The 20,554-nt window shown below is 34.5% G+C and carries 14 protein-coding genes and 1 pseudogene; 11 read left to right on the top strand and 4 right to left on the bottom strand.

Annotation, left to right across the window (positions count from 1 at the left end; genetic code table 11):
* Positions 1–54: 54 nt before the first annotated feature.
* Entirely contained in the window at positions 55–582 is a 528-nt protein-coding gene (locus tag ACZZZA_RS16690; protein WP_463433694.1) for a DUF4136 domain-containing protein, read from the bottom strand.
* A 4-nt stretch (positions 583–586) separates the two neighbouring features.
* Positions 587–766, bottom strand: coding sequence for a DUF5522 domain-containing protein (locus tag ACZZZA_RS16685; RefSeq protein WP_463433692.1), 180 nt, complete (start codon positions 764–766; stop codon positions 587–589).
* A 30-nt stretch (positions 767–796) separates the two neighbouring features.
* On the opposite strand from ACZZZA_RS16685, the gene ACZZZA_RS16680 reads away from it, so the two are divergent.
* The 8 genes and pseudogenes from ACZZZA_RS16680 (at position 797) to ACZZZA_RS16645 (ending at position 13,607) form a co-directional block, all read left to right on the top strand.
* Positions 797–1,129 (top strand): hypothetical protein, encoded by a 333-nt coding sequence (locus ACZZZA_RS16680; protein ID WP_463433690.1) that lies wholly within the window; start codon positions 797–799, stop codon positions 1,127–1,129.
* A gap of 62 nt (positions 1,130–1,191) precedes the next feature.
* On the top strand, positions 1,192–2,100 hold the full coding sequence (locus ACZZZA_RS16675; RefSeq protein WP_463433688.1) for a 1-aminocyclopropane-1-carboxylate deaminase/D-cysteine desulfhydrase: 909 nt from the start codon (positions 1,192–1,194) through the stop codon (positions 2,098–2,100).
* 61 nt (positions 2,101–2,161) lie between these two features.
* Positions 2,162–3,220 (top strand): glycoside hydrolase family 73 protein, encoded by a 1,059-nt coding sequence (locus ACZZZA_RS16670; protein ID WP_463433686.1) that lies wholly within the window; start codon positions 2,162–2,164, stop codon positions 3,218–3,220.
* 99 nt (positions 3,221–3,319) lie between these two features.
* Positions 3,320–4,602, top strand: a pseudogene (gene hemL, locus ACZZZA_RS16665) (glutamate-1-semialdehyde 2,1-aminomutase).
* 253 nt (positions 4,603–4,855) lie between these two features.
* Positions 4,856–6,412 (top strand): T9SS type A sorting domain-containing protein, encoded by a 1,557-nt coding sequence (locus ACZZZA_RS16660; RefSeq protein WP_463433684.1) that lies wholly within the window; start codon positions 4,856–4,858, stop codon positions 6,410–6,412.
* 4 nt (positions 6,413–6,416) lie between these two features.
* Positions 6,417–9,692: a hypothetical protein gene (locus tag ACZZZA_RS16655; protein ID WP_463433682.1), complete on the top strand. Its 3,276-nt coding sequence runs from the start codon at positions 6,417–6,419 to the stop codon at positions 9,690–9,692.
* 5 nt (positions 9,693–9,697) lie between these two features.
* Positions 9,698–13,345: a DUF6443 domain-containing protein gene (locus ACZZZA_RS16650; RefSeq protein ID WP_463433680.1), complete on the top strand. Its 3,648-nt coding sequence runs from the start codon at positions 9,698–9,700 to the stop codon at positions 13,343–13,345.
* A gap of 7 nt (positions 13,346–13,352) precedes the next feature.
* Entirely contained in the window at positions 13,353–13,607 is a 255-nt protein-coding gene (locus ACZZZA_RS16645) for a hypothetical protein (RefSeq protein ID WP_463433679.1), read from the top strand.
* A 469-nt stretch (positions 13,608–14,076) separates the two neighbouring features.
* Here ACZZZA_RS16645 and ACZZZA_RS16640 read toward each other — a convergent pair whose 3' ends face one another.
* Both ACZZZA_RS16640 and ACZZZA_RS16635 read right to left on the bottom strand, forming a co-directional pair.
* Positions 14,077–15,273, bottom strand: coding sequence for a hypothetical protein (locus ACZZZA_RS16640; RefSeq protein WP_463433678.1), 1,197 nt, complete (start codon positions 15,271–15,273; stop codon positions 14,077–14,079).
* A gap of 33 nt (positions 15,274–15,306) precedes the next feature.
* Complete coding sequence (locus ACZZZA_RS16635) at positions 15,307–17,871, bottom strand: TonB-dependent receptor domain-containing protein (RefSeq protein ID WP_463433677.1); 2,565 nt, start codon at positions 17,869–17,871, stop codon at positions 15,307–15,309.
* A gap of 187 nt (positions 17,872–18,058) precedes the next feature.
* Between ACZZZA_RS16635 and ACZZZA_RS16630 the strand changes: the two genes are divergently transcribed.
* The 3 genes from ACZZZA_RS16630 to ACZZZA_RS16620 all read left to right on the top strand — a co-directional run bounded on the left by ACZZZA_RS16630 (position 18,059) and on the right by ACZZZA_RS16620 (position 20,547).
* Positions 18,059–18,736, top strand: a complete 678-nt coding sequence (locus tag ACZZZA_RS16630; RefSeq protein ID WP_463433675.1) for a response regulator — start codon at positions 18,059–18,061, stop codon at positions 18,734–18,736.
* Between the two features lie 45 nt (positions 18,737–18,781).
* A complete protein-coding gene (locus ACZZZA_RS16625; RefSeq protein WP_463433673.1) occupies positions 18,782–19,813 on the top strand; it encodes a sensor histidine kinase in 1,032 nt (343 codons plus the stop codon).
* A gap of 131 nt (positions 19,814–19,944) precedes the next feature.
* Positions 19,945–20,547 carry an IS1096 element passenger TnpR family protein gene (locus tag ACZZZA_RS16620; RefSeq protein WP_463433671.1) on the top strand — a complete coding sequence of 201 codons (603 nt, stop codon included), beginning with the start codon at positions 19,945–19,947 and terminating at the stop codon, positions 20,545–20,547.
* Positions 20,548–20,554: the final 7 nt, after the last annotated feature.

Raw genomic sequence — 20,554 nt, 5'->3', positions numbered from 1 at the left:
AAAAAAGTCAACACAAAAATGTATTGACTTTATATTTTATTGATTTTAAGAATGTTATTTCTTCATTCCCGGAGGATAGTTTGCCATAATTTCAGCTACGATCTGAGGAATTTGTTTCTGCTTTGCATTGGGTCTGTCCACGGAAATTCCGCTTCCGATACCCTGCCAAACCAGTTTGTTTGTTTTAGAATCTATCAAATCTATGATGATAGCTCCTTCGTTGTAATTGCTCGTCCACGTTCTGTTCATGCCGATTCCCCATCCGAAACCGCCACCCCATCCCCACATTCCGCCAGGATTTGTGGTGTTGATATCAGTAACTTTCTTGTGATTAGCTTTTACATTAACGATCAAATCAGGATTTTCTCCGGATTGTAAACCTTTTGTCTGTAGTTGTTTAGACAATTCATTCAATACTCTGTCTTTGTCAATGTCATTCAGTTTTAGGTCGTCAATTCTTATTTTATAAGTTTTATAAGAAGTGAAATTTGCAGTTTCTGCATAATCAGAACGTACCTTGAAGGGACTGCAAGAAGATAAACCTAAAGTCGCTGCCAGTAAAATAAAAATATATTTTTTCATTTTATTAATTTTTTTTAATGATTTTTATAAATGTGTCTGTCTTTTTATCGTATCCGAAAGGGCAGTGTCTGCATCCGCTTTTACAGCAATATCCACGTTTCAGGTGAAATTTTTCAGTAAAAACCTTGTAACCTTGCTCATTATAGTAAAAGTCTTCATGCTCTTTGATGTCAAAATTTGCCATAAGTTAAATCAAAACTTTATATTTGTTATCATGATAATTGTGTGCCAAAAGCTTCTCAAAAATACAAAAATAAATGGCATTACGCTTTATCCTTTTATTTTCATTAAAAAACCTGAAGATAAGAAGAATAGAGTCTTAATTAATCATGAAAAAATTCATTTGAGACAACAACTGGAGTTATTGATTGTCTTTTTTTATATTGCTTATGTTGCAGAATATTATTATCATTTTTTTAAGCTGAAAAACGGTTATCAAGCGTATCGTGCAATCTCTTTTGAACGAGAAGCGTATGCCATGGAACAAGATTTAAATTATCTTAAAAAAAGAAAATTGTGGAGTTTCAGAAAATATTTCAGATCATAAATTCTTAAAGGGGAGAAGTTTGTGAAATTTAAGCAATAATTCAAATCATTTAAAACGAGAAAATGCTGTTAAGACTGCCGGAAAAATCTATTCCCATACAGGAAATTCATATTAATAAGAAAGTGCGACTTTTTATCAAAAGAGAAGATCTCATCCACCCTCAAATCTCAGGAAATAAATATTGGAAGCTTTTTTACAACATCAATAATTATCTTGATAACCGACCTGAAAATCCTTTAATCATTACATTTGGTGGCGCATATTCCAATCATATTCTGGCAGTTTCGACGGTTGGAAAATTATCAGAAATTCAGACAGTGGGAATTATCCGTGGTGAGGAGCTTGAAAAAAAATGGAAAGACAATCCCACTTTAGTTTCATCCAGAAGAAACGGAATGAATCTGAAATTCGTTACCCGTGAAGAATACCGGCATAAAGAAAAGCTGACAGAATTTTTGCAGCAGGAATTCCCCGATGCTTTGATTATTCCCGAAGGCGGAACCAATCAAAATGCCGTTGAAGGAATAAAAATGATGCTGAATAACGATACAAAAGATTTTGATTATCTTTGCACCGCAGTCGGAACCGGAGGTACTGTTGCAGGAATTTCAGAGTTTTGCGAGGAAAATCAGAAAGTTTTAGGTTTCAAAGTCGTTGAAGATACCTCTTTGGAAAGCAGGATTTCAGAATTAACCTCTAAGAGAAATTTTCATTTGACCGATGCTGCTTATGGTGGTTATGGTAAAATAAATGATGAAAATATCCGTTTTATCAATGATTTTAAGGTGAAGTACGAGATTCCTCTAGATCCAATTTATACAGGAAAAATGATGCGAAAAGTTTTTGAAATGATAGATGAAGATTATTTTCCCGAAAACAGCAAAATATTATGCTTTCATACGGGTGGATTGCAGGGAATAGAAGGAGCCAATAGGCTTCTGGAAAAACAAAATAGAAATTTAATCCTATAAAATTGATGATACACCACGTATATTTGAGGTGTTCATTAAATAGTTCTAAAAAAATAAAAACATGAAAAGACTTTTCTTACTCATAAGCCTTTTAGTTTTATCAAAATTCTCAGCTCAGACCTGGGCTACAGAAGATCAATACATTCAGAAATTTGCGCAATATGCGGTTGAAGAAATGGAAAAACACAAAATTCCCGCATCAATCACACTTGCACAAGGGCTTTTGGAAACAGGTGGCGGACAAAGCCGCTTGGCACTAGAAGGTAAAAATCATTTTGGAATAAAATGTAAAGAAGACTGGACGGGTAAAACCATGAAACATACCGATGATGCTCCCAATGAGTGTTTCCGTGTGTATGATGACCCGAAACAGTCTTACGAAGATCACTCCATATTTTTGGCAACAAGAAAATACTACACCAATCTCTTCAATCTGGATATGAAAGACTACAAAGCCTGGGCTCATGGTCTTAAAAAAGCGGGTTACGCAACCAATCCCCGTTATGCTTCGATTTTGATTGGTAAAATTGAAAAGTACAAATTGTATGAATTTGATGAGGTAAAATCTACCGAAGTTCCCTATGCAATTCTTAAAAAATATCCTGCTCTTAAAGACGACCAAAGTTTCATGGCTCGTTTGGAACCCGCAAAAAAAGAAAAAAAGGCAATGGTACCGGTAACGGTAAAAGTTCCTTACAAAGCTACTTCTTACGCTCAACAGCAAAAAAGAGTAGAGCGCATCAAAACCAATGCTGAAATCCTTAATTCTATCATTATCAAAAGCCATCCGAATGGTGGTCTGAAATATGTAGTGATTCCTGCTGATACCAATATTCAGTTGATTGCCAATAAATTTAAAATCAGCGACAGCAAATTGATAAAATGGAATGATCTGCAGTCTGATGTTCTGAAAAAAGATGATATTGTCTTTTTAGAATCAAAAAATTCTGAAGGAAATACTCCTACTTATAAAGCAGAATTTGGTGAAGATATGCACGATATCGCTCAAAAATTCGGAGTGAAGCTTAACAAACTTTATGCAAAAAACAGAATGGATGAAGGGCAAAAACCTTCTGCCGGACAGCTCATCTATCTTATTGACAAAAAACCCAGAAATTAATTTTGTTCTTGATTTTAGTTGATGGTTATTAGTGTAAAGCTTTCAATCCAGACGATCAACCAAAAACCAAAAACTATCAACCACCAACTATTAAAATAAATGAAATACCAAAGAAGTTCAGCCTTATTTGAAGAAGCTTACAAATATATTCCGGGAGGTGTAAATTCTCCGGTTCGTGCCTTTAAATCGGTGGGCGGAGTGCCGGTTTTTATGAAATCTGCTCAGGGTGCTTATTTAACTGATGCGGATGACAATACATATGTCGATTACATCAATTCCTGGGACCTGCCATTTTAGGACATACACATCCAGAAGTTTTAGAGGAATTAAAAATTCAGGCAGAAAAAGGTTTTTCTTTTGGTGCACCCACCGAGCTGGAAACAGAAATCGCAAAATTCATCACAGAAAATGTACCGAATGTTGACCAGATCAGAATGGTTTCTTCGGGAACAGAAGCGTGTATGAGTGCAGTGAGATTGGCGAGAGGCTTTACAGGTAGAGATAAAATTGTAAAATTTGAAGGCTGTTATCATGGTCATTCAGATTCATTTTTGATCAAGGCGGGGAGTGGTGCTGCAACTTTTGGAAATCCAAATTCTCCAGGAGTAACTGCCGGAACAGCAAAAGATACTTTGTTAGCGAGATACAATGATTTTGAGCAGGTTCAGGATTTGTTCAGACATAATCAAGGTGAGATTGCTGCGGTTATTATAGAACCTGTTGCAGGAAATATGGGATGCGTTTTACCGGAAAATAATTTCTTGCAAAACTTAAGAAAAATCTGTGACGAAAACGGAGCGTTATTGATTTTTGATGAAGTCATGACGGGTTTCAGATTGGCTTTTGGTGGTGCGCAGGAACTCTACAACGTAAAAGCAGATTTGGTAACCTACGGAAAAGTAATCGGAGGTGGCTTGCCAGTTGGAGCTTTTGCCGGAAGAAACGAAATTATGGATCATTTGGCTCCAAAAGGAGGTGTTTACCAGGCGGGAACTTTAAGCGGAAATCCTTTGGCAATGAGAGCAGGTTTGAAGACTTTGCAGTTGATTAAAAATGATGAAAATTTCTTCGAAAGATTAAGCAAAACTACAGAAACTTTAGATTTTGAAATCGGAAAAATTTTAAATGAAAAAGGAATCGCACATAAAATCAACAGAAAAGGATCAATGATGTCGGTGTTTTTCCACATCAACAGAGTTTCTAATTTTGATGAGGCGCAGCAGGCAAATCATTCACTCTTCAATAACTTTTTCCATCAATTGCTTAAAAATGGAATTTATCTGCCACCAAGTGGTTACGAAACCTATTTTATAAGCGATGCCATAAAAGAGAAAGAGATTGATATGACTTTGGAAGCGGTAAGGAAATTTGAATATTCTTAATTTAGATTTAGAGGAGAAGGTAAGATCTTATCTTTTTTTAATAAAAACAAAATCCCTCAGGAAATTTTCCTGAGGGATTTTTCAATTAGATATGATAAAACTAATTATATATTAATTCAGCTTAAGAAAAGTTTTAAATTTTTTAATGACCTTTCCAAAATAACATGAAAAAGCAAGTATTAAATTTAATTAATAATAGAAATATGTAAATCAAAAAAGTTAGATTTACAAAGTTTTAATCAATAACCAAATCATGAAACAACTCTACATGAGTGTATTTATTATGTGCACAACTGGTGTACTACAAGCTCAGGATGTGGTATGGCAGAAAGACATTAAATCCTCCACTCAGGATTTTCTTTCTCAGGTGACCACTACGATCGATCAGCAATATTTAATTACAGGAAGCTCCATTCAGGCAAAGAAACTGACTTCCGAAAACAAACAAAACAACGGTTACGATTTTCACTTGGTAAAACTCAATCAACAGGGTGATGAAGTCTGGGAAAAATATTTCTCGGGACAAAACCATGACTTCCTTTCTGCCACTGTTGCCACACAGGAAGGCGGTTTTTTGCTGGCAGGAACTTCGTACTCCAATGCAGGATTAGACAAAAAAGACAATGCAAAAGGTGGCAGTGACATCTGGCTGATCAGAATCAACGAATTCGGAGACGAGCTGTGGCAGAAAACCTTGGGATCAGCTTCTGATGAGGAAGCGAAAGCAGTGATTCAGACTACAGATTTCGGATTTTTTGTTGCAGGAAATGTTCAGAATGCTTCGAAAGGGTATGGTTCAAAAGACGTGATCGTCTCCAAACTCGATAAAAACGGAAAAGAATTGTCACAAATCATTTTAGGCGGCAAGGGACTGGATGAAGTAGAAAAGATGATTCCTACGATTGACGGTGGTGCATTATTAGGCATTTATTCAAGAAGTACTGTTGGTGGTTCCAAGAAAACCGAAAATTTTGGTGAAGGAGATTTTTGGATTGTGAAGCTGAATAAAGAAGGAAAAGTAGAATGGGAAAAGAACTTTGGAGGAAAGGGTGATGATCACTTGAGAACTTTGGCAATGACTTCTACAGGATTTCTTGTAGGTGGTGAAAGCCGTTCAGAAAGATCAGGAAATAAGACAACAGGAATTGAAGAAGGAACCGATATCTGGTTGATTTCTTTAAACGAAAGAGGAGACGAACTTTGGCAGAAATCCTATAATTTTAAAAACAGGGATGTTCTGATGGGGATGAATGTGATTCAGAAGAAAGATGAAAGAGAAAAGAATAAAGATTTAACCAAAGGTATTTTACTGGGCGGTTACACACAGGCGGAAGGCAGAATTGAAGCGGATGACGAAACCTTCTGGATGTTGTACCTCGATCAGAACGGAAACGAACAGTGGAGAAAGCACGTAAAAGGAGAATCGAGAAAGAAAGAGGAACGTTTGTCTGACATCAAATTAAACAGAGACGGCTCGATTGTATTAGCGGGAACAAGTGCTGAGGAACTCGGAAAAGAGAACTGGAAGATTGTAAAGCTGGGAGATAAACAATTGGATCAGCTGATTGAAAAATTAGACATGAAGATCTATCCGAATCCTGTTTCAGATTATTGTTATGTGGAGATAGGTTTTGATTTTAAAGAAGCTGATATTACTCTTTATGATATGGGAGGAAGACAGCTGCAAACTCTGAAAACCAAAAATAAAGTGACCAAGATCAATACGCAGAATTTGATTCAGGGAGCGTATCTGGTGACGATAAAAACGGATACAAATCAATTGGCTAATTCCAAAATTATTAAAAAGTAAGAAGATGAGAAAGAAAAAATTATATCTATTAGTTAGTATCATAATCATATCATTATGTAATGCCCAAGGAGGTAATAATGGAGCGGCAGGAAGCACAGAATCAAATGTCAATGAAAGCAACAATGTAACTTATGGTGAAAAATTTGATGTGGATTTGTATTCGGGAAATGTAAATATCAATATCCCTGTACAAAAAATACAAGGAGGAGATTTGTCTTTAGACATAGGCTTAAATTATGATGCAACAGGCGTGCTGGTAAATAATCTTTCCGGAATAGTTGGACAAAATTGGTATCTGAATGCAGGAGGATCTATTACCAGAAAAATTAATGGAATGTGGTTCGATGAACTATCACACAAATCCGTTTATCATCCCGAATTAAATACGACAAATGCACCTCTTCCTTTGGGAGGGTCCCTCGAGCCTTATGAAAGAGGTTTTTTTCATGTTAAAAAACTTTTAACTCCTAATTATTGGAGTACCCCAGAATACCTCAGGCATATGGTAAGTAGGATGAGCTATAGCACTTATAATAATAACCCGACGTATGATATTTTATCGTATGCTGAAATTGGAAGCGCATTTAAATGGGATACGGAACCGGATATTTTTAATTTTAGTTTTTTCGGTAAAAGCGGGTATTTTTTTATGGGAGAGGACGGAAAATGGAAAGTATCTTCTAAGGACAATTTAAAAGTTGTTGACTACAATGAAAATACGGACTTAATCAATCCCGTAGAAGGAATAACTAAGCACTCTGCTGGTACCCCAGTGCCTATGTCTAGGGATTATAAAAGAAAATCGATAGGCAAATTAACCTTGATTGATGATAAAGGGTTTCAATATGTTTTTGGAGATAATGATGTTAAAAGTATGGAGATCAATTTGGGTGGTTATTACGATTCAAAATATGCTTGGCCTTATGTAATGAAATGGAATTTAAAAAAGGTAATTGATCCTAATGGGATTCTCTTGTTTAATTTTGAGTACAAAACAGGGGAATACTTTTTAGAAAATTTATTTTGTGATTCTAGATTTGATATTTCTTCATCTGTAGAAGCACAATATAACTCTACAGGTTTTTCAGTAGCAGATTCACAAGTGTACACTCAATGGTTTCGATTATATAAGGCAAGTGGATATTTTTATAAGCCTTCATATTTAAAAAAAATCACATCAAATAATGGTGAAAATATATCTTTTGAATACCAAATAAATGATAATATTAAATATACAAATTCTAATAACGCATTATTTCTACCTGAAAATACCAGATACAATAATTATTTTCCATCTACCTATATTTTTGAAGATGGTGGTCTTTCAACAGATGAAATTCCCAGTTCAAATACTTTTATTCATAACAGATATGTTTTAAAGGAAATCAAAGTAAACTTTCTTAGTAAATTGGTAAATACAATTGCTTTTCAATATGCAAATTCTTTTCCAAGAGCATTTTTAAACAAAATCATTAAAAATGATGACGAGAATTATACATTTTATTATAATGAGCCCTTTAATTTACCCGGTTATTTATCAGAAAAAACAGATATGTGGGGATATTCCAATGGGCAACCTACATCGGTTTCATTTTCAGGAAGATATGCCTTTTGGCAAAATTTTGAAAATAATAAGTACAGTACCAGAGGAACAGTAACTTCAAAGTTATTAAATGGCTCACTGAATAAAATTGTATGGCCTACGGGGGGAGCAACCAATTTTGTATTTGAACCTCATTCTTTTAGAACTAGGGTAACTAATCAAAAGTCTATAATTAATACAGCATTAACAGAAATTTTTCCAAATGGTGGGGGCGGATTAAGAATTAAAAAAATTATTAGTGAAGGAAAAGAAAGGGAATTTTTTTATAATAATACTTTTGATGAGATGGATAACAATATTTCATCTGGAATACTACTGCATGAACCATTATTTTTTGACAGACATAATGTATACGTACCGGCTACTAATAGCTCGCCAGAAGTCACTTATGATTCAGGTGGTACTTCTTCGGCCAATGGGATTAAACGTAAATCTGATTTCTTCAATTCTAACGTTGCATACAGCACAGTATTTGAGAAGTCCAATGATGGATATACAAAGTACACATTTTACGATTTTAATGATTCTCCTGACGATTATTTACCAGGACTAAGACCTTTTAATAAAATTTCTAGAAAAATTGATAATTCATATGATCGTGGACAATTAAAATATAAGGCTTATTATGACTCCAATCAGAAAATAATATTAGAAAAAAGCTATCAATATAAAAAATTAACAATCCTTAATTCAAGAGGCGTTGAATATGATATATTTACGTCGAATTGGTATTCTTATGGAAGTGCTCATCCATTTAACGGTGTAGGCATTTGGCCGATTCCCCAACCTGGTTGTTTAATGTGCAACTCAAAAGTTAGTCCATACCTAATTAATTACACGGATAAAGTTTTAGATAAAGAAACCACAACGGAATTTTTCAAAGACGGCAGAAAAATAGAGTCACTTAAAATGTATTATTATCAAAGTCCTTTAGATTTAAGCTATTCTCTGATTGAAAAAATAGAAGAATACCCAAACAAATATGATTTATCAAAATATAAAACGACAAAATTCCAGTATGCTGTAGATATGGACACTTCTGATCCTCTTATTGAGCGTTTGGTTGAAAAGAATATGGTAGGCATTCCTTTGTCAGTTACAAAGTACAATGAGCAGCAACAGCCTATCGCAAGAAATGAGACTATTTATGGAAAGAACTCCGCAACCAATAATCTGGTTCTTCCTATATCAACACGAAATATAAAGACAGGTATGGCAGGATATGGGGAAGATTCATTTGTTAATAAGAAAGTAACATATGACCTCTATGATGCTCACGGTCGTTTATTGCAATATACCGATGAGTCAGGTTTGCCAACAACAATTATTTATGGTTATAACAGATCACAACCCATAGCAAAAATAGTGGGAGCTACCTACAACTATGTTGATTCAAACATCAATTTAACAACTTTACAAGATGCTTCTGATACTGATGTAGATGATGCATCTGAAAACATCCTAATTGCACAATTAGATGATTTAAGAAAAAATATAGCTTTTAAAAACTTTTATATTACAACTTATACTTATAACCCGCTTATTGGAATTACAAGTCTTACCAACTCCGATGGAATTAGAGAATCATATAAGTATGATGCTCAAAATAAACTTGAAAAAGTGATGGATGTTAATGGAAAAGTGATAGAGGAATACAAGTATAATTATAAAGACTAAAAACGATGAAAAAAATATTGTTTATTTTATTAGGGCTGTTTTTTAATTGCTTTGTTTCTCAGAATCTTACGAATACTGATAACTATGTTTATAAAAAGACCCATTTAACAGATCCTTCAGATCCTGTACAGAAGCAATTAGAAAGTGTACAGTATTTAGACGGTTTAGGTAGACCTAAACAGGTCATATCCATAAAGTCAACACCATTGGGACAAGACATGGTGGTGCCGATAGTTTACGATCAGTTCGGCAGAAAAACAAAAGACTATTTACCCGTTCCTGCTCAGACTTCTAATGCCGGTATTCAAACTGTTGTTACAGAAAATACAGTTAATTCATATTACGGAGTCACAAACCCATTTTCAGAAAATGAACTTGAATCATCACCTTTAAGCAGAATATTTCAATCTGCACATGAGGGAGAAGAATGGAAAATAAGTTCTGGGCATACTATAAAATATGGTTATGATGCCAATTCTACAGATGACCAAGTGAAGAAATATCAGGTTACAACAACATGGGATAATACTAACCAAATTTATCAAACTGTTCTCTCATCAATAACTTTATATGATGAAAATAGACTTTATAAATTTAGCGTAAAAGATGAAGATAATAACGAGAAAATAATATTTAAAGATCTGTATGGTCATATTATACTGATAAGGAAGAACGATGGAGCAAGGAATTTAGATACTTATTATGCGTATGATAGTAATGATCATATAGCTTATGTCATTCCGCCTTTAGCGTCTATCTTATCCGCATTAACACCAACAATATTAAATAATTTATGTTATCAATATCTTTATGATAATAAAAATAGATTAATAGAAAAAAAGCTTCCCGGAAAAGGTTGGGAATATATGGTGTATGATAAAGCTGACAGACTTATTTTAACCCAGGATACGAACCTAAACCAACAGGGTAAATGGTTCATCACCAAATATGATTCGTTTGGCAGAGTAATTTATACAGGCATCTTACCAGGTGGAAGCAGAGAAAGTATGCAGAATCAGGCAGGAAATTTGGTGATTATAGAAAACAAAGATGCAGGAGGTTTCACTAAAAACGGAATGCAGATTTATTACAGCAATGGATATTTCTTCAATATAGAAACTGTATTGTCGGTTAATTATTACGACATCTATCCTACAGGAACTCCGTCAATTCCTACCCAGGTGTTAGGACAAAATGTATTGCCACAAGATGCTCAAAACTCAAATATTAGTACCAAAAGTTTTCCTACTGCTTCTTATGTGAAAAATATTGAAGATGATAATTGGTCTAGAAACTATATCTGGTACGATAAGAAAGGTAGAGCTATAGGATCTCATCTAATTAACCATTTAGGTGGGTACACTAAAACAGAATATGAACTTGATTTCACAGGAACTCCTAAACTGACAATTACAAGGCATAAAAGATTAGATACAGATACTGAGAGAGTAATTACAGAAACATTCACTTATGATAACCAAAATAGATTGTTAGTTCATAAACATCAGGTTGATAGTGATGCAGAGGAAATTTTGGCGCGCTACGAATACAATGAACTCTCACAGCTAAAAACTAAAAAGGTAGGAGGAGCAAATATGCTAATGCCTCCACTTCAAACAATAGATTATGCCTACAACATTCGCGGATGGATGACCCACATCAATGATCCTGCAAACTTAGGTACTGATTTGTTTGGCTATAAAATTAATTATAATATCGTTGAAGGATTAGAAATTCCAAATTCAGACTTTCAAAATCTGAGAGTAAAGCCAAAATACAATGGTAATATTGCTGAAGTATCTTGGAAAACATTAACAGAAGATAATGAACCGCTAAAAAGATATGGTTATTCTTATGATCGTATCAATAGGCTATCTGCAGGATTTTATCAAAAAGCGGGATTGGAAACAGCAAAAGAATATTTCGAAAAGATGGATTATGATCTTAACGGAAATATTTTAAGATTGGAAAGATCTGCAGATGTTTTAGCAGGTAATACAACTGCATTGAAAATAGATAATTTAAGTTACGATTATGACGGCAATAGACTCACAAAAGTAACAGAAAATCAAATAGGTAACAGTAATGGTTATCCATATTTTGCCAATCACAGCATCATTACATATGATGATAATGGTAATATGAAATCCCATAAGGATAAAAAAATTGAATCGATTATTTACAATTTTCTTGATCTTCCGAATTTAATAGTTGGTGTACCGGGGAAGATCCAAAATATAGTTTCTAACGTTTACAGGGCAGATGGTGTAAAAATTTCCAAAACATTCAGCACAACTCAAGGTAGCAATACCACCGAATATATAGATGGTTTTCAGTATAAGTATTATAGTGGTCTTCCTACACCTATAACCAATGGATTACAATTCGTTCCCACATCTGAAGGGTATTATGATTTTACAACAAATTCCTATGTTTATAATTACACAGATCAAATTGGCAACGTAAGATTAAGTTATTCGGATACGAATGAAGATGGAGTTTTGCAACCTAGAGATATGAATGTACAGCATTGCCAGGATATGGGTGGCGGTAATATGGCATGTTATGATATTTGGACACCTGGAGAAGTAGCATCAGTAAATAATTATTACCCTTTTGGCTTATTGCATAACTACACGATTACAACGGGCAATGCATATCAGTATAAATACCAAGGTCAAGAATTACAGGAGAACGGCTGGTACAGTTTTAAATGGAGAAACTATATGCCTGATGTGGGAAGATTCTTTAATGTGGACCCTCTGAGTGAGGTATATGCATACCAGTCACATTATAATTTTTCTGAAAACAGAGTGACAGATGCCAGAGAAATCGAAGGCTTAGAAGCTGATTTATTAAATGATGGTGATACAAGTGTATCACCTGCAAGTTTTGGTAATTTACCGGGAGGATATGATGGTGCTCCACAAGTACATACAAATGCAGGGTATTTTGGTATAGCAGTAACACAAGGAATTCAAGAGGTTGTAATTCAAGGGAAGTCACCAAGCCAAAATACCTCCAGTGGCTTTACATTGGGTGATGCAGGAAGAATGAGTGTTGGTGCGTTACCTTACATAGGCGGTACACTTGATATTTATGAAGGGGTAAGGGATGGTAATTGGGTTCAAGCGGGGATCGGTGTTGTATCTCTAGGAATTGATATAGCGGCTCCTGGGGCAGGTTCTTTGTTTAAAGTTGGGGTCAAAACTATTGGAACAGAACTTGTAGAGGGTAGTTTGAAAATAGCAACCAAGGAACTTGCAGAAGCGGAGACAAAGCAAGGTCTAAAAGCATTGTCTAAGGGGCAGATGAGTAACGTAATTGGTGCGGGGTCTGATGCTAAAGTAGTTAGGGGTGGAACATGTCTAGCATGCCAATTTGAGAATGGTTCGGGTGTAGTAGTTGATGCGGATGGTTTACTCAATGGAGTTTCAGTAAATAGTGTACCAGGGTTATCAATTAGTGAATTATCTGTTGGAATACCTAATGGAAAAATTGGAACAACAACAGTAAGCGCAATAGAAAAAATAGGAGGAAAAGTTGTTGCTTCTCCTACTAAAAATAATCCTTTTCATTCTACTTTATCTGGAATAACAGCACAACAAGCAGAAGGACTATTTAGTCCTGTAATTAAAAATCCTTTAAAATAATAAAAATATGACCGAGTTAGAATTAAAAGATATTCTTGAATTATGCAATAAAGCAACGAAATCTCCATGGACTTCTTACGTTGAAGGACGAGATTTTGATTCCGGTTCAAGTTTTATTATGACAGGAAGTGAAAATGATAGAGACTACGATATTGAATTTGTGCAAATTAAAACTGAAGATTTAGACTTTATAGCTATGGCAAGAAATGTAATTCCTCTGTTAATCAATGAAATAATTCGGCTAAGATTGGAAAAAATCTAATTTACTACAGTTAGAGTAATATTTAAAAGTTATGGAAATGAAAGGTTTCGTTAGAGAGCTAGTTCTTTGTTTAAAAAAAGTTGTTGATATTTTTGGAATTGTTGACTTAGATTTGTAGACAACAAACAAGCAGAGATTTATCTTGAAATTCATCCAAACAGTCATAGGAGAATATGCTAATGACGAATTATTACGACAGCTGATGATGGTGTTTGCTACAAGCTCCCGTTACGCAAAGCAACTTTGAGCAAATAGTAAACCCATCGCAATTGCGGTGGGTTTATATTGCAAAAAACAAATAATTTATGCTACAAAATTATTACAACGGAACTTCGGGAGATGATTACTATGTTTTATGTAAATAAAATCTACAGATGAATATAAATAACTTTTCAAAATACTTTTGAAGAAATAGAAGAATCCCTCAGGAAATTTTCCTGAGGGATTTCTAATGTTAATATGAATGTAATTACTTGAAATCTATAATCCAGCCCATCCTGAAGCCCAAGTTGGCGTAGCTGTACCACTTCCTGCACCAGTAGCAGCAGTGTTTTCTGTAAAAGTATTTGCTAAAACAGTAATTGAAGGTGCCTGATAATGGTCCTGATCCATCAGGATCGTTTCCTTTTGCAGAAGCTTTATTTGTTACAGCATCAAACTTAATATTGGTAATCTTATTTGTACCATTAAAGTAAGAAACTGAAGCGTTGTTTTCTAAATTGATTCCTGTAGTCCAGTTAGATAAAACGATATTGTCAAAAGTACCATAAGTACCTACTCTCAATTTCATACCATCAGCCTCACCTGCAGTTCCACCGATGAAAGTTGCGTTTTTGATGGTTGGGTTTGATCTTGGGTTTGCGTCATTATCATTAGAGTTGTTGTCAGCTTCTATACCTCTGTTTCCAACACCGTTTGCTCTTCTTTTTGTATAAACATTAGTTGCAGTACCGTTCCAACCTTCAGTCCAGTCAAAAGCATCATCTTCGTTAGCGAATGAAACAATGTTCGATACATTTACAGTTCCGCCAAAAAATTCAATACCGTCATCAGATCCGTTGATCATAGAAACGTTGTCGATTGTAGTACCATTACCAACTGCGAAAAGAGATAAACCGTTGAATTCCTTATCAGCAGTAAAGATAGCACCAGCATATTCAATTCTTACATATTTTAAGATTCCTGAATTATCTGCAACATTTGTACCTCCGTAAGTAGCGTTACCAACTTCAGCAGTAGCTGTTGTACCTTTGTTGATAGGTGCTTTACCACAGATTACCAAACCTCCCCAGCTTCCTGGTGTAGGATTAGGTGAAGTAAACACAACTGGAGAACTAGCAGTACCGTTAGCAAAGATTTTACCATCTTGTTCTACCGTAATATAAGCGGAAGTACCTCCTGTAGCTTCAATTCTTGTTCCTGCAGGAATTACTAATGTTCCACCAGCTTTTACTGCTACAGCTCCTGTCAGTTTATATAATTTTGTAGGATCTAATGTTACAGTTTCACCAGACTTTACTTCTCCTTTGAAGTTATTAGGATCTGAAGCGATACCTGTTGCAGTGATGATTTCTTCATCGTCATTATCACTACAAGAGTGAAATACTACAGCTGTCGTTGACATTACGAATACAGCCGCTAATAATTTTAAAGTGTTCTTTTTCATTTTATTTTTTAATTTATTTTAATTTATAGACGTTTAGAATTCATAAGAAACGCTTGCACCAATGCCTGTTCCTCTTTTATATTTTCTGGCTATAAGTTCACTTCCTGTAAGTGGATTTTCTTGAACTCTCTGAAAGTAAGGGTTGATTAAATTTCGACCCGAAAGGGAAAATCCTATTCCGCTACTAAGCTTAAATTTCAGGGTCGCATCTAATGTACTGAATGCCTTATCTACCATATTTCCTCTGTTTTGAAAACCTAATGCATAGATATTATCTGAAATATAAGAGTATGATACTACAAAATCCATTGTGTTTTTATCACCCCATTTGTGCTCAACACCTAGGTTCGCATTCGCTAAAAATTCTGAAGCTCCCTGTAATTTGTCTTTATCTTTAATGAATGATGCAGAGAATCCTGATCCCTGATTTTCTTTTGTTATTTTCTCATTGTCAAGATCCTGCTCAGTGTTAAGATATGTTCCATTTACGAAAGTATAGAATTTGGTTTTTCCGGAATCGTAGATATCTTTTCTTACTTCTGCTTCTAAACCGAAAACTCTACCGGTATCACCCACATTCATGAAAGAGACTGAGTTGGATGAAGAGTTAATTGTAGTTCTCGCTAAAGGATTTTGAATATATTTTGCAAATGCAGTTAGTGAAATCAACTCACTTTTTTTAGGAAACCATTCCCATTTCAAATCTACGTTGTAATTATCTGAAGGATAATTTGAGACATTACCAATCGTGCTTTCGTCAACATCTACATATTCAAAAGGTGCCGTTTCAAGTAATAATGGTGTTGTGTAAGTTTTAGATCCTGCTAATCTTAAATTATGTTGGTCGTTTAAACTATATTTTAAATTGAACGCAGGTAAGATTTTATTATAATCTCTGTTTACTTTACCTTGAAGGATTGCAGTATTATATGTTAATTTCTGCATCAGATTTTCATATCTTACACCTAGCTGTGCTGTAAACTTTTCAGTAAACTTATAATCTACATTTATATATCCTGCATTATTGGTCATTTCAGATGTAAATGTTTGTGGAAGCAAAGCAGTCTCTGGACTGAATTTAATATCGCCTCGGAATGTAACGATATCAAAGAAAGCACCTGTCTGATAATTTCCAAGATTAAAGAAAGAATCATAATTGTTAGGATCTACAAAATAAGTTCCTTGAGCAGGTAAAATTCTGAAATTATATTGTGTTGCTTTAAAATCACTGTCTTTGTATCTTCCGCTATATCCCAATGTGATTTTAGCTTTTTCGCCTAGTTTATAATCTGCATGTAAATCACCTACAAAATCGTTTTCCAATAACTGATCATAATATCTGTTGTTTGCTCCAGGATTGGAACTTGCAAAAAAGCTGTAGTTCTGTACTTTATCAAAAACAGTAACATTATCCTGTCTGTCTGGTCTTTTACTGTCTAATCTATTATAACCGATATTCCAAGAAATTTTCAAAGGCTCAGATAGTGTATGCTCACCTCTCAACTGATTTGCAATTAAATCATTTATACGATATGTAGCTCTTCTCTGTTGAGTTATAAATCTTTCTTGTGAAGGATCATTATCATAATAATCTCTGTTGTATCCGGAATAATTACCAAGTTTTTGCTCGCTAGTATGGATATAATTAGATGAGAGATTAATGTTATGGTTAGGATTGATTCTGTAATTTACATTCACAATACCGGTCGTATTGGTTGTATATTTAAATTCTTCTGCATTATTATAAATTCTCAAAGGATTATCTTGTCCATCATAAGCTCCACCTGTTGTACCTGTGAAATATTCATAACTGTTATCAAAACCTCCATATCCGAAGATGCTTAATTTTCCTTGGTCACCGATTTTAAAATTAGTTCCGAAGTCAAAATTTAAAGCAGAATTAAAAGGATTGTTAACTTCCTGATTTCTCCATGATGTTTTAAAAACATACCCTTTATTTACAATTGCATTCTTAGAAGGCTGATCTATTTTTGCAAAACCAAAATAACTTGGCCCGTCTTGTAAGAAATAATTGTTCTTCTGAATAGCATTAAAATTAACAGAAGATCCTAAATTTACCTTAAAATAAGGTTTTCCAGTGTATACTTTAGTGACAATATCCACATTAGCTCCAGACATATCTCCCCAAAGTTTAGGGTTGTATACTTTTTCCAAACCTACAAAATCGATCATATCAGTTTTAATGATACTTAGATCAATATTCTTATATAACGGATCGTTTGATGGAACCTGAAGTCCATTAATGGTTGTAGAGTTATTACGATCACCAAGACCACGGATGAAAATTTGTCCGCTACCTTCTTGCTTTTGTGAACCTGTTGCCTTAGTTACTGCTACAGAAACGTCACCTACACCTTGTTTTTCAAGCTGTACAGAACCAACACGTTCAATTACTTCAACAGATTTTCTCTGTACACTTATAATGTTTGCTTCAGCTCCCTTTTTTGTTGTACCTTGGATGAGAACACCCTCGATTTTTTTTTCTTTTTTTACGGTGTCATTTTTCTCTTGAGCGTAAAATAAAGTTCCGGATGTTGTAAGGAACAAAACAGCGATACTCAGTTTTCTAAAATTCATTTCTTTTTTACTAATTACTTTCGGTGCAAAGAAATAAAACAAATGGATCGAAATTGGTTTAGTTAGTTTTAAATTATTCTTAACTAAATATTACGAAATGTGCTTTAATATTAAGTTTATGTGAATGGAAATTTATTATCAGCCATGTTGACCAAATTTTGCTAACTTTGAATTGTAAAAATTGAAAATGAACCAAAAAAAGATTCTATTAATTGATGATGAACTGGATATTCTTGAAATTCTTTCATACAATTTAGAAAAAGAAGGCTATGACGTATTTACTGCCACAAACGGTAATGAAGGGATTGATAAAGCCAAAGAGATTATCCCGGATCTTATCTTATTAGATGTCATGATGCCGGAAAAAGATGGTATCGAAACTTGTCAGGAATTACGCAAAATAAAAGAACTTCAAAAAAGTCTGATCGTTTTCCTTTCTGCACGAAGCGAAGAATTTTCTCAGTTGGCAGGCTTTCAGGCAGGCGCAAACGATTACATCGTCAAACTTATCAAACCGAAAATTTTAATTTCGAAAGTAAATGCTCTGTTACAGTTGACTTCTCAGGTTTCTGATAATGCTAAATTGATAGAAGTTGGAGATCTGGTAATAGATAAAGACAACTTCAGAGTTTCAAAAAGCGGACAACAGTTTTTACTGCCAAAAAAAGAATTTGATTTGCTGTATCTTTTAGCTTCAAACACTGAAAAAGTTTTCAAAAGAGAAGAAATTTTAGAAAGAGTTTGGGGTAATGATGTCATCGTGGGCGAAAGAACAATTGATGTACACATCAGAAGACTGAGAGAAAAATTAGGAATCAATACTATTCAGACTTTAAAAGGAATTGGATATAAACTGATTGTTTAATTCAAAAAAACTATCTTTACTTATAACCCTTAAATATTTGTAAAATTGAGATTTTACAGACTTAGTTTCATCTCATCATGTCTGTTGACACTGGTGATGCTTGTTTTGGTGATCATTTTTGATGCACTTAATGAACGGTACGATCAAAATTCCTTCTTCAAAATAGGCTTTATATTATCTGTACTGATCATGTTTGTGGTCAATTATGTGGTTCTCGAATTGCTTTTCAGTTACTATGCCAAAAAACAGGTAAGAAATATTTCCAAAATTTTGCCGGAAGAGATTGTTCATGATAATCAGGAAAACATCACTTTAAAGGAATTAGGTGAGAGATTTTCAGATTTCAACCAGCAGAAGGTTACCGAGATGGAAGTGATGAAAAAGATGGAAAGCTACCGTAAAGAATACATCGGGAATGTTTCTCACGAGCTTAAAACCCCGCTTTTTTCAATCCAGGGATATGTGGAAACCTTAAGCGAGGGTGGAGTGGAGAATCTTAACATCAGAGATAAATATCTCGAAAGAATTGGTATTTCTGTCGAAAGACTGATTGCTATTGTTACTGATCTGGACATGATCAACAGGCTCGAGGCAGGAGAAATAGACGTTACCGTTTCAAAATTTGATATTAATATCCTCGTTAAAGAAATCTTCGACCTTCTTGATCTTGAAGCAGAGAAAAATAATACCGTTTTACAGCTTCAGACTTTACACAGTCAGATTTTCGTAGAAGCAGACAAACAAAAAATATCTCAGGTTTTTATCAACCTTATCTCAAACGCAATACATTATGCCAACAGGCAGGAAGCGAAAGTTGTCGTTAAAACCAGCGTTCTCAGAAATAAAGTCCTCATAGAAGTGATCGACAACGGAATGGGAATTAAAGAAGAGCTTCTGCCGAGAATCTTCGAGCGTTTTTACCGTGTAGAAACAAGCCGAAGCAGGAGACAGGGAGGTTCTGGTCTGGGTCTGGCTATTGTAAAACACATATTAGAAGCTCATAACGAAAATATTACGGTAGAAAGTGTGTATCTTGAGGGCACCAAATTCAGTTTTATGCTCGAAAAAAGCAAATAGACCGACAAAATGTAAGCAAAAAAAAATTCTAAAAAATCATTAAATATTCTTTTCTAAAATCTCATTTATTATATATTTGCAACAGAAATTGATCAGTAAAAATAAGGTAAATAAGAAATTGGAATAATGATATGGTTTACAAAATCCGTGTAATATTAGATACAAAAGAAGATATTTTCCGTGATGTTGAAATTAAAGGAAAACAGACCCTCTGGAATCTTCATTTAGGAATAAAAAGTGCCTTTAACCTTAGTGGTGATGAGCTTTCTACTTTTAATCTCCTGGAAAATGATGGCACCATTGTGAAAAGTGTTCCGTTGGAAGATATGAGTGATGAAGGGGACGGTGAGATTATGTCAGACGTTTACATCGATGAGGCATTTGAAGCTACAGGTGATAAAGCACAGTTTCAGTATGGTTTGCTAGACCTGTGGGAGTTTTTCTGCGAACTGGTAGAGGTAATAGAAGAAACAAAAGGTGTAAATTATCCAATCACAGTTTACAGATTCGGAAATGCTCCTTTGAAAGCGCCAAGTAAAAGCGGAAGCGGTTCCGGTTCAAAAAATAAAAAATCAGCATTGCCGTTAATTGATGATGATTTTGGTTTTGAAGACGACTTCGGCGGAGGTACAGCATTTGTAGATGAAGACGACAGTTTTGATGATGATGAAGAAGATGACTACAACGATGATGTCTTCGATGATGAAGATGACAGCGACGACGATAGAGTTTAAAAAATAT

The sequence above is a fragment of the Chryseobacterium sp. AC405b genome, from assembly GCF_979258685.1.
The sequence above is the reverse complement of the archived record's forward strand: the minus strand, read 5'-3'. Positions and strand labels throughout refer to the sequence as shown.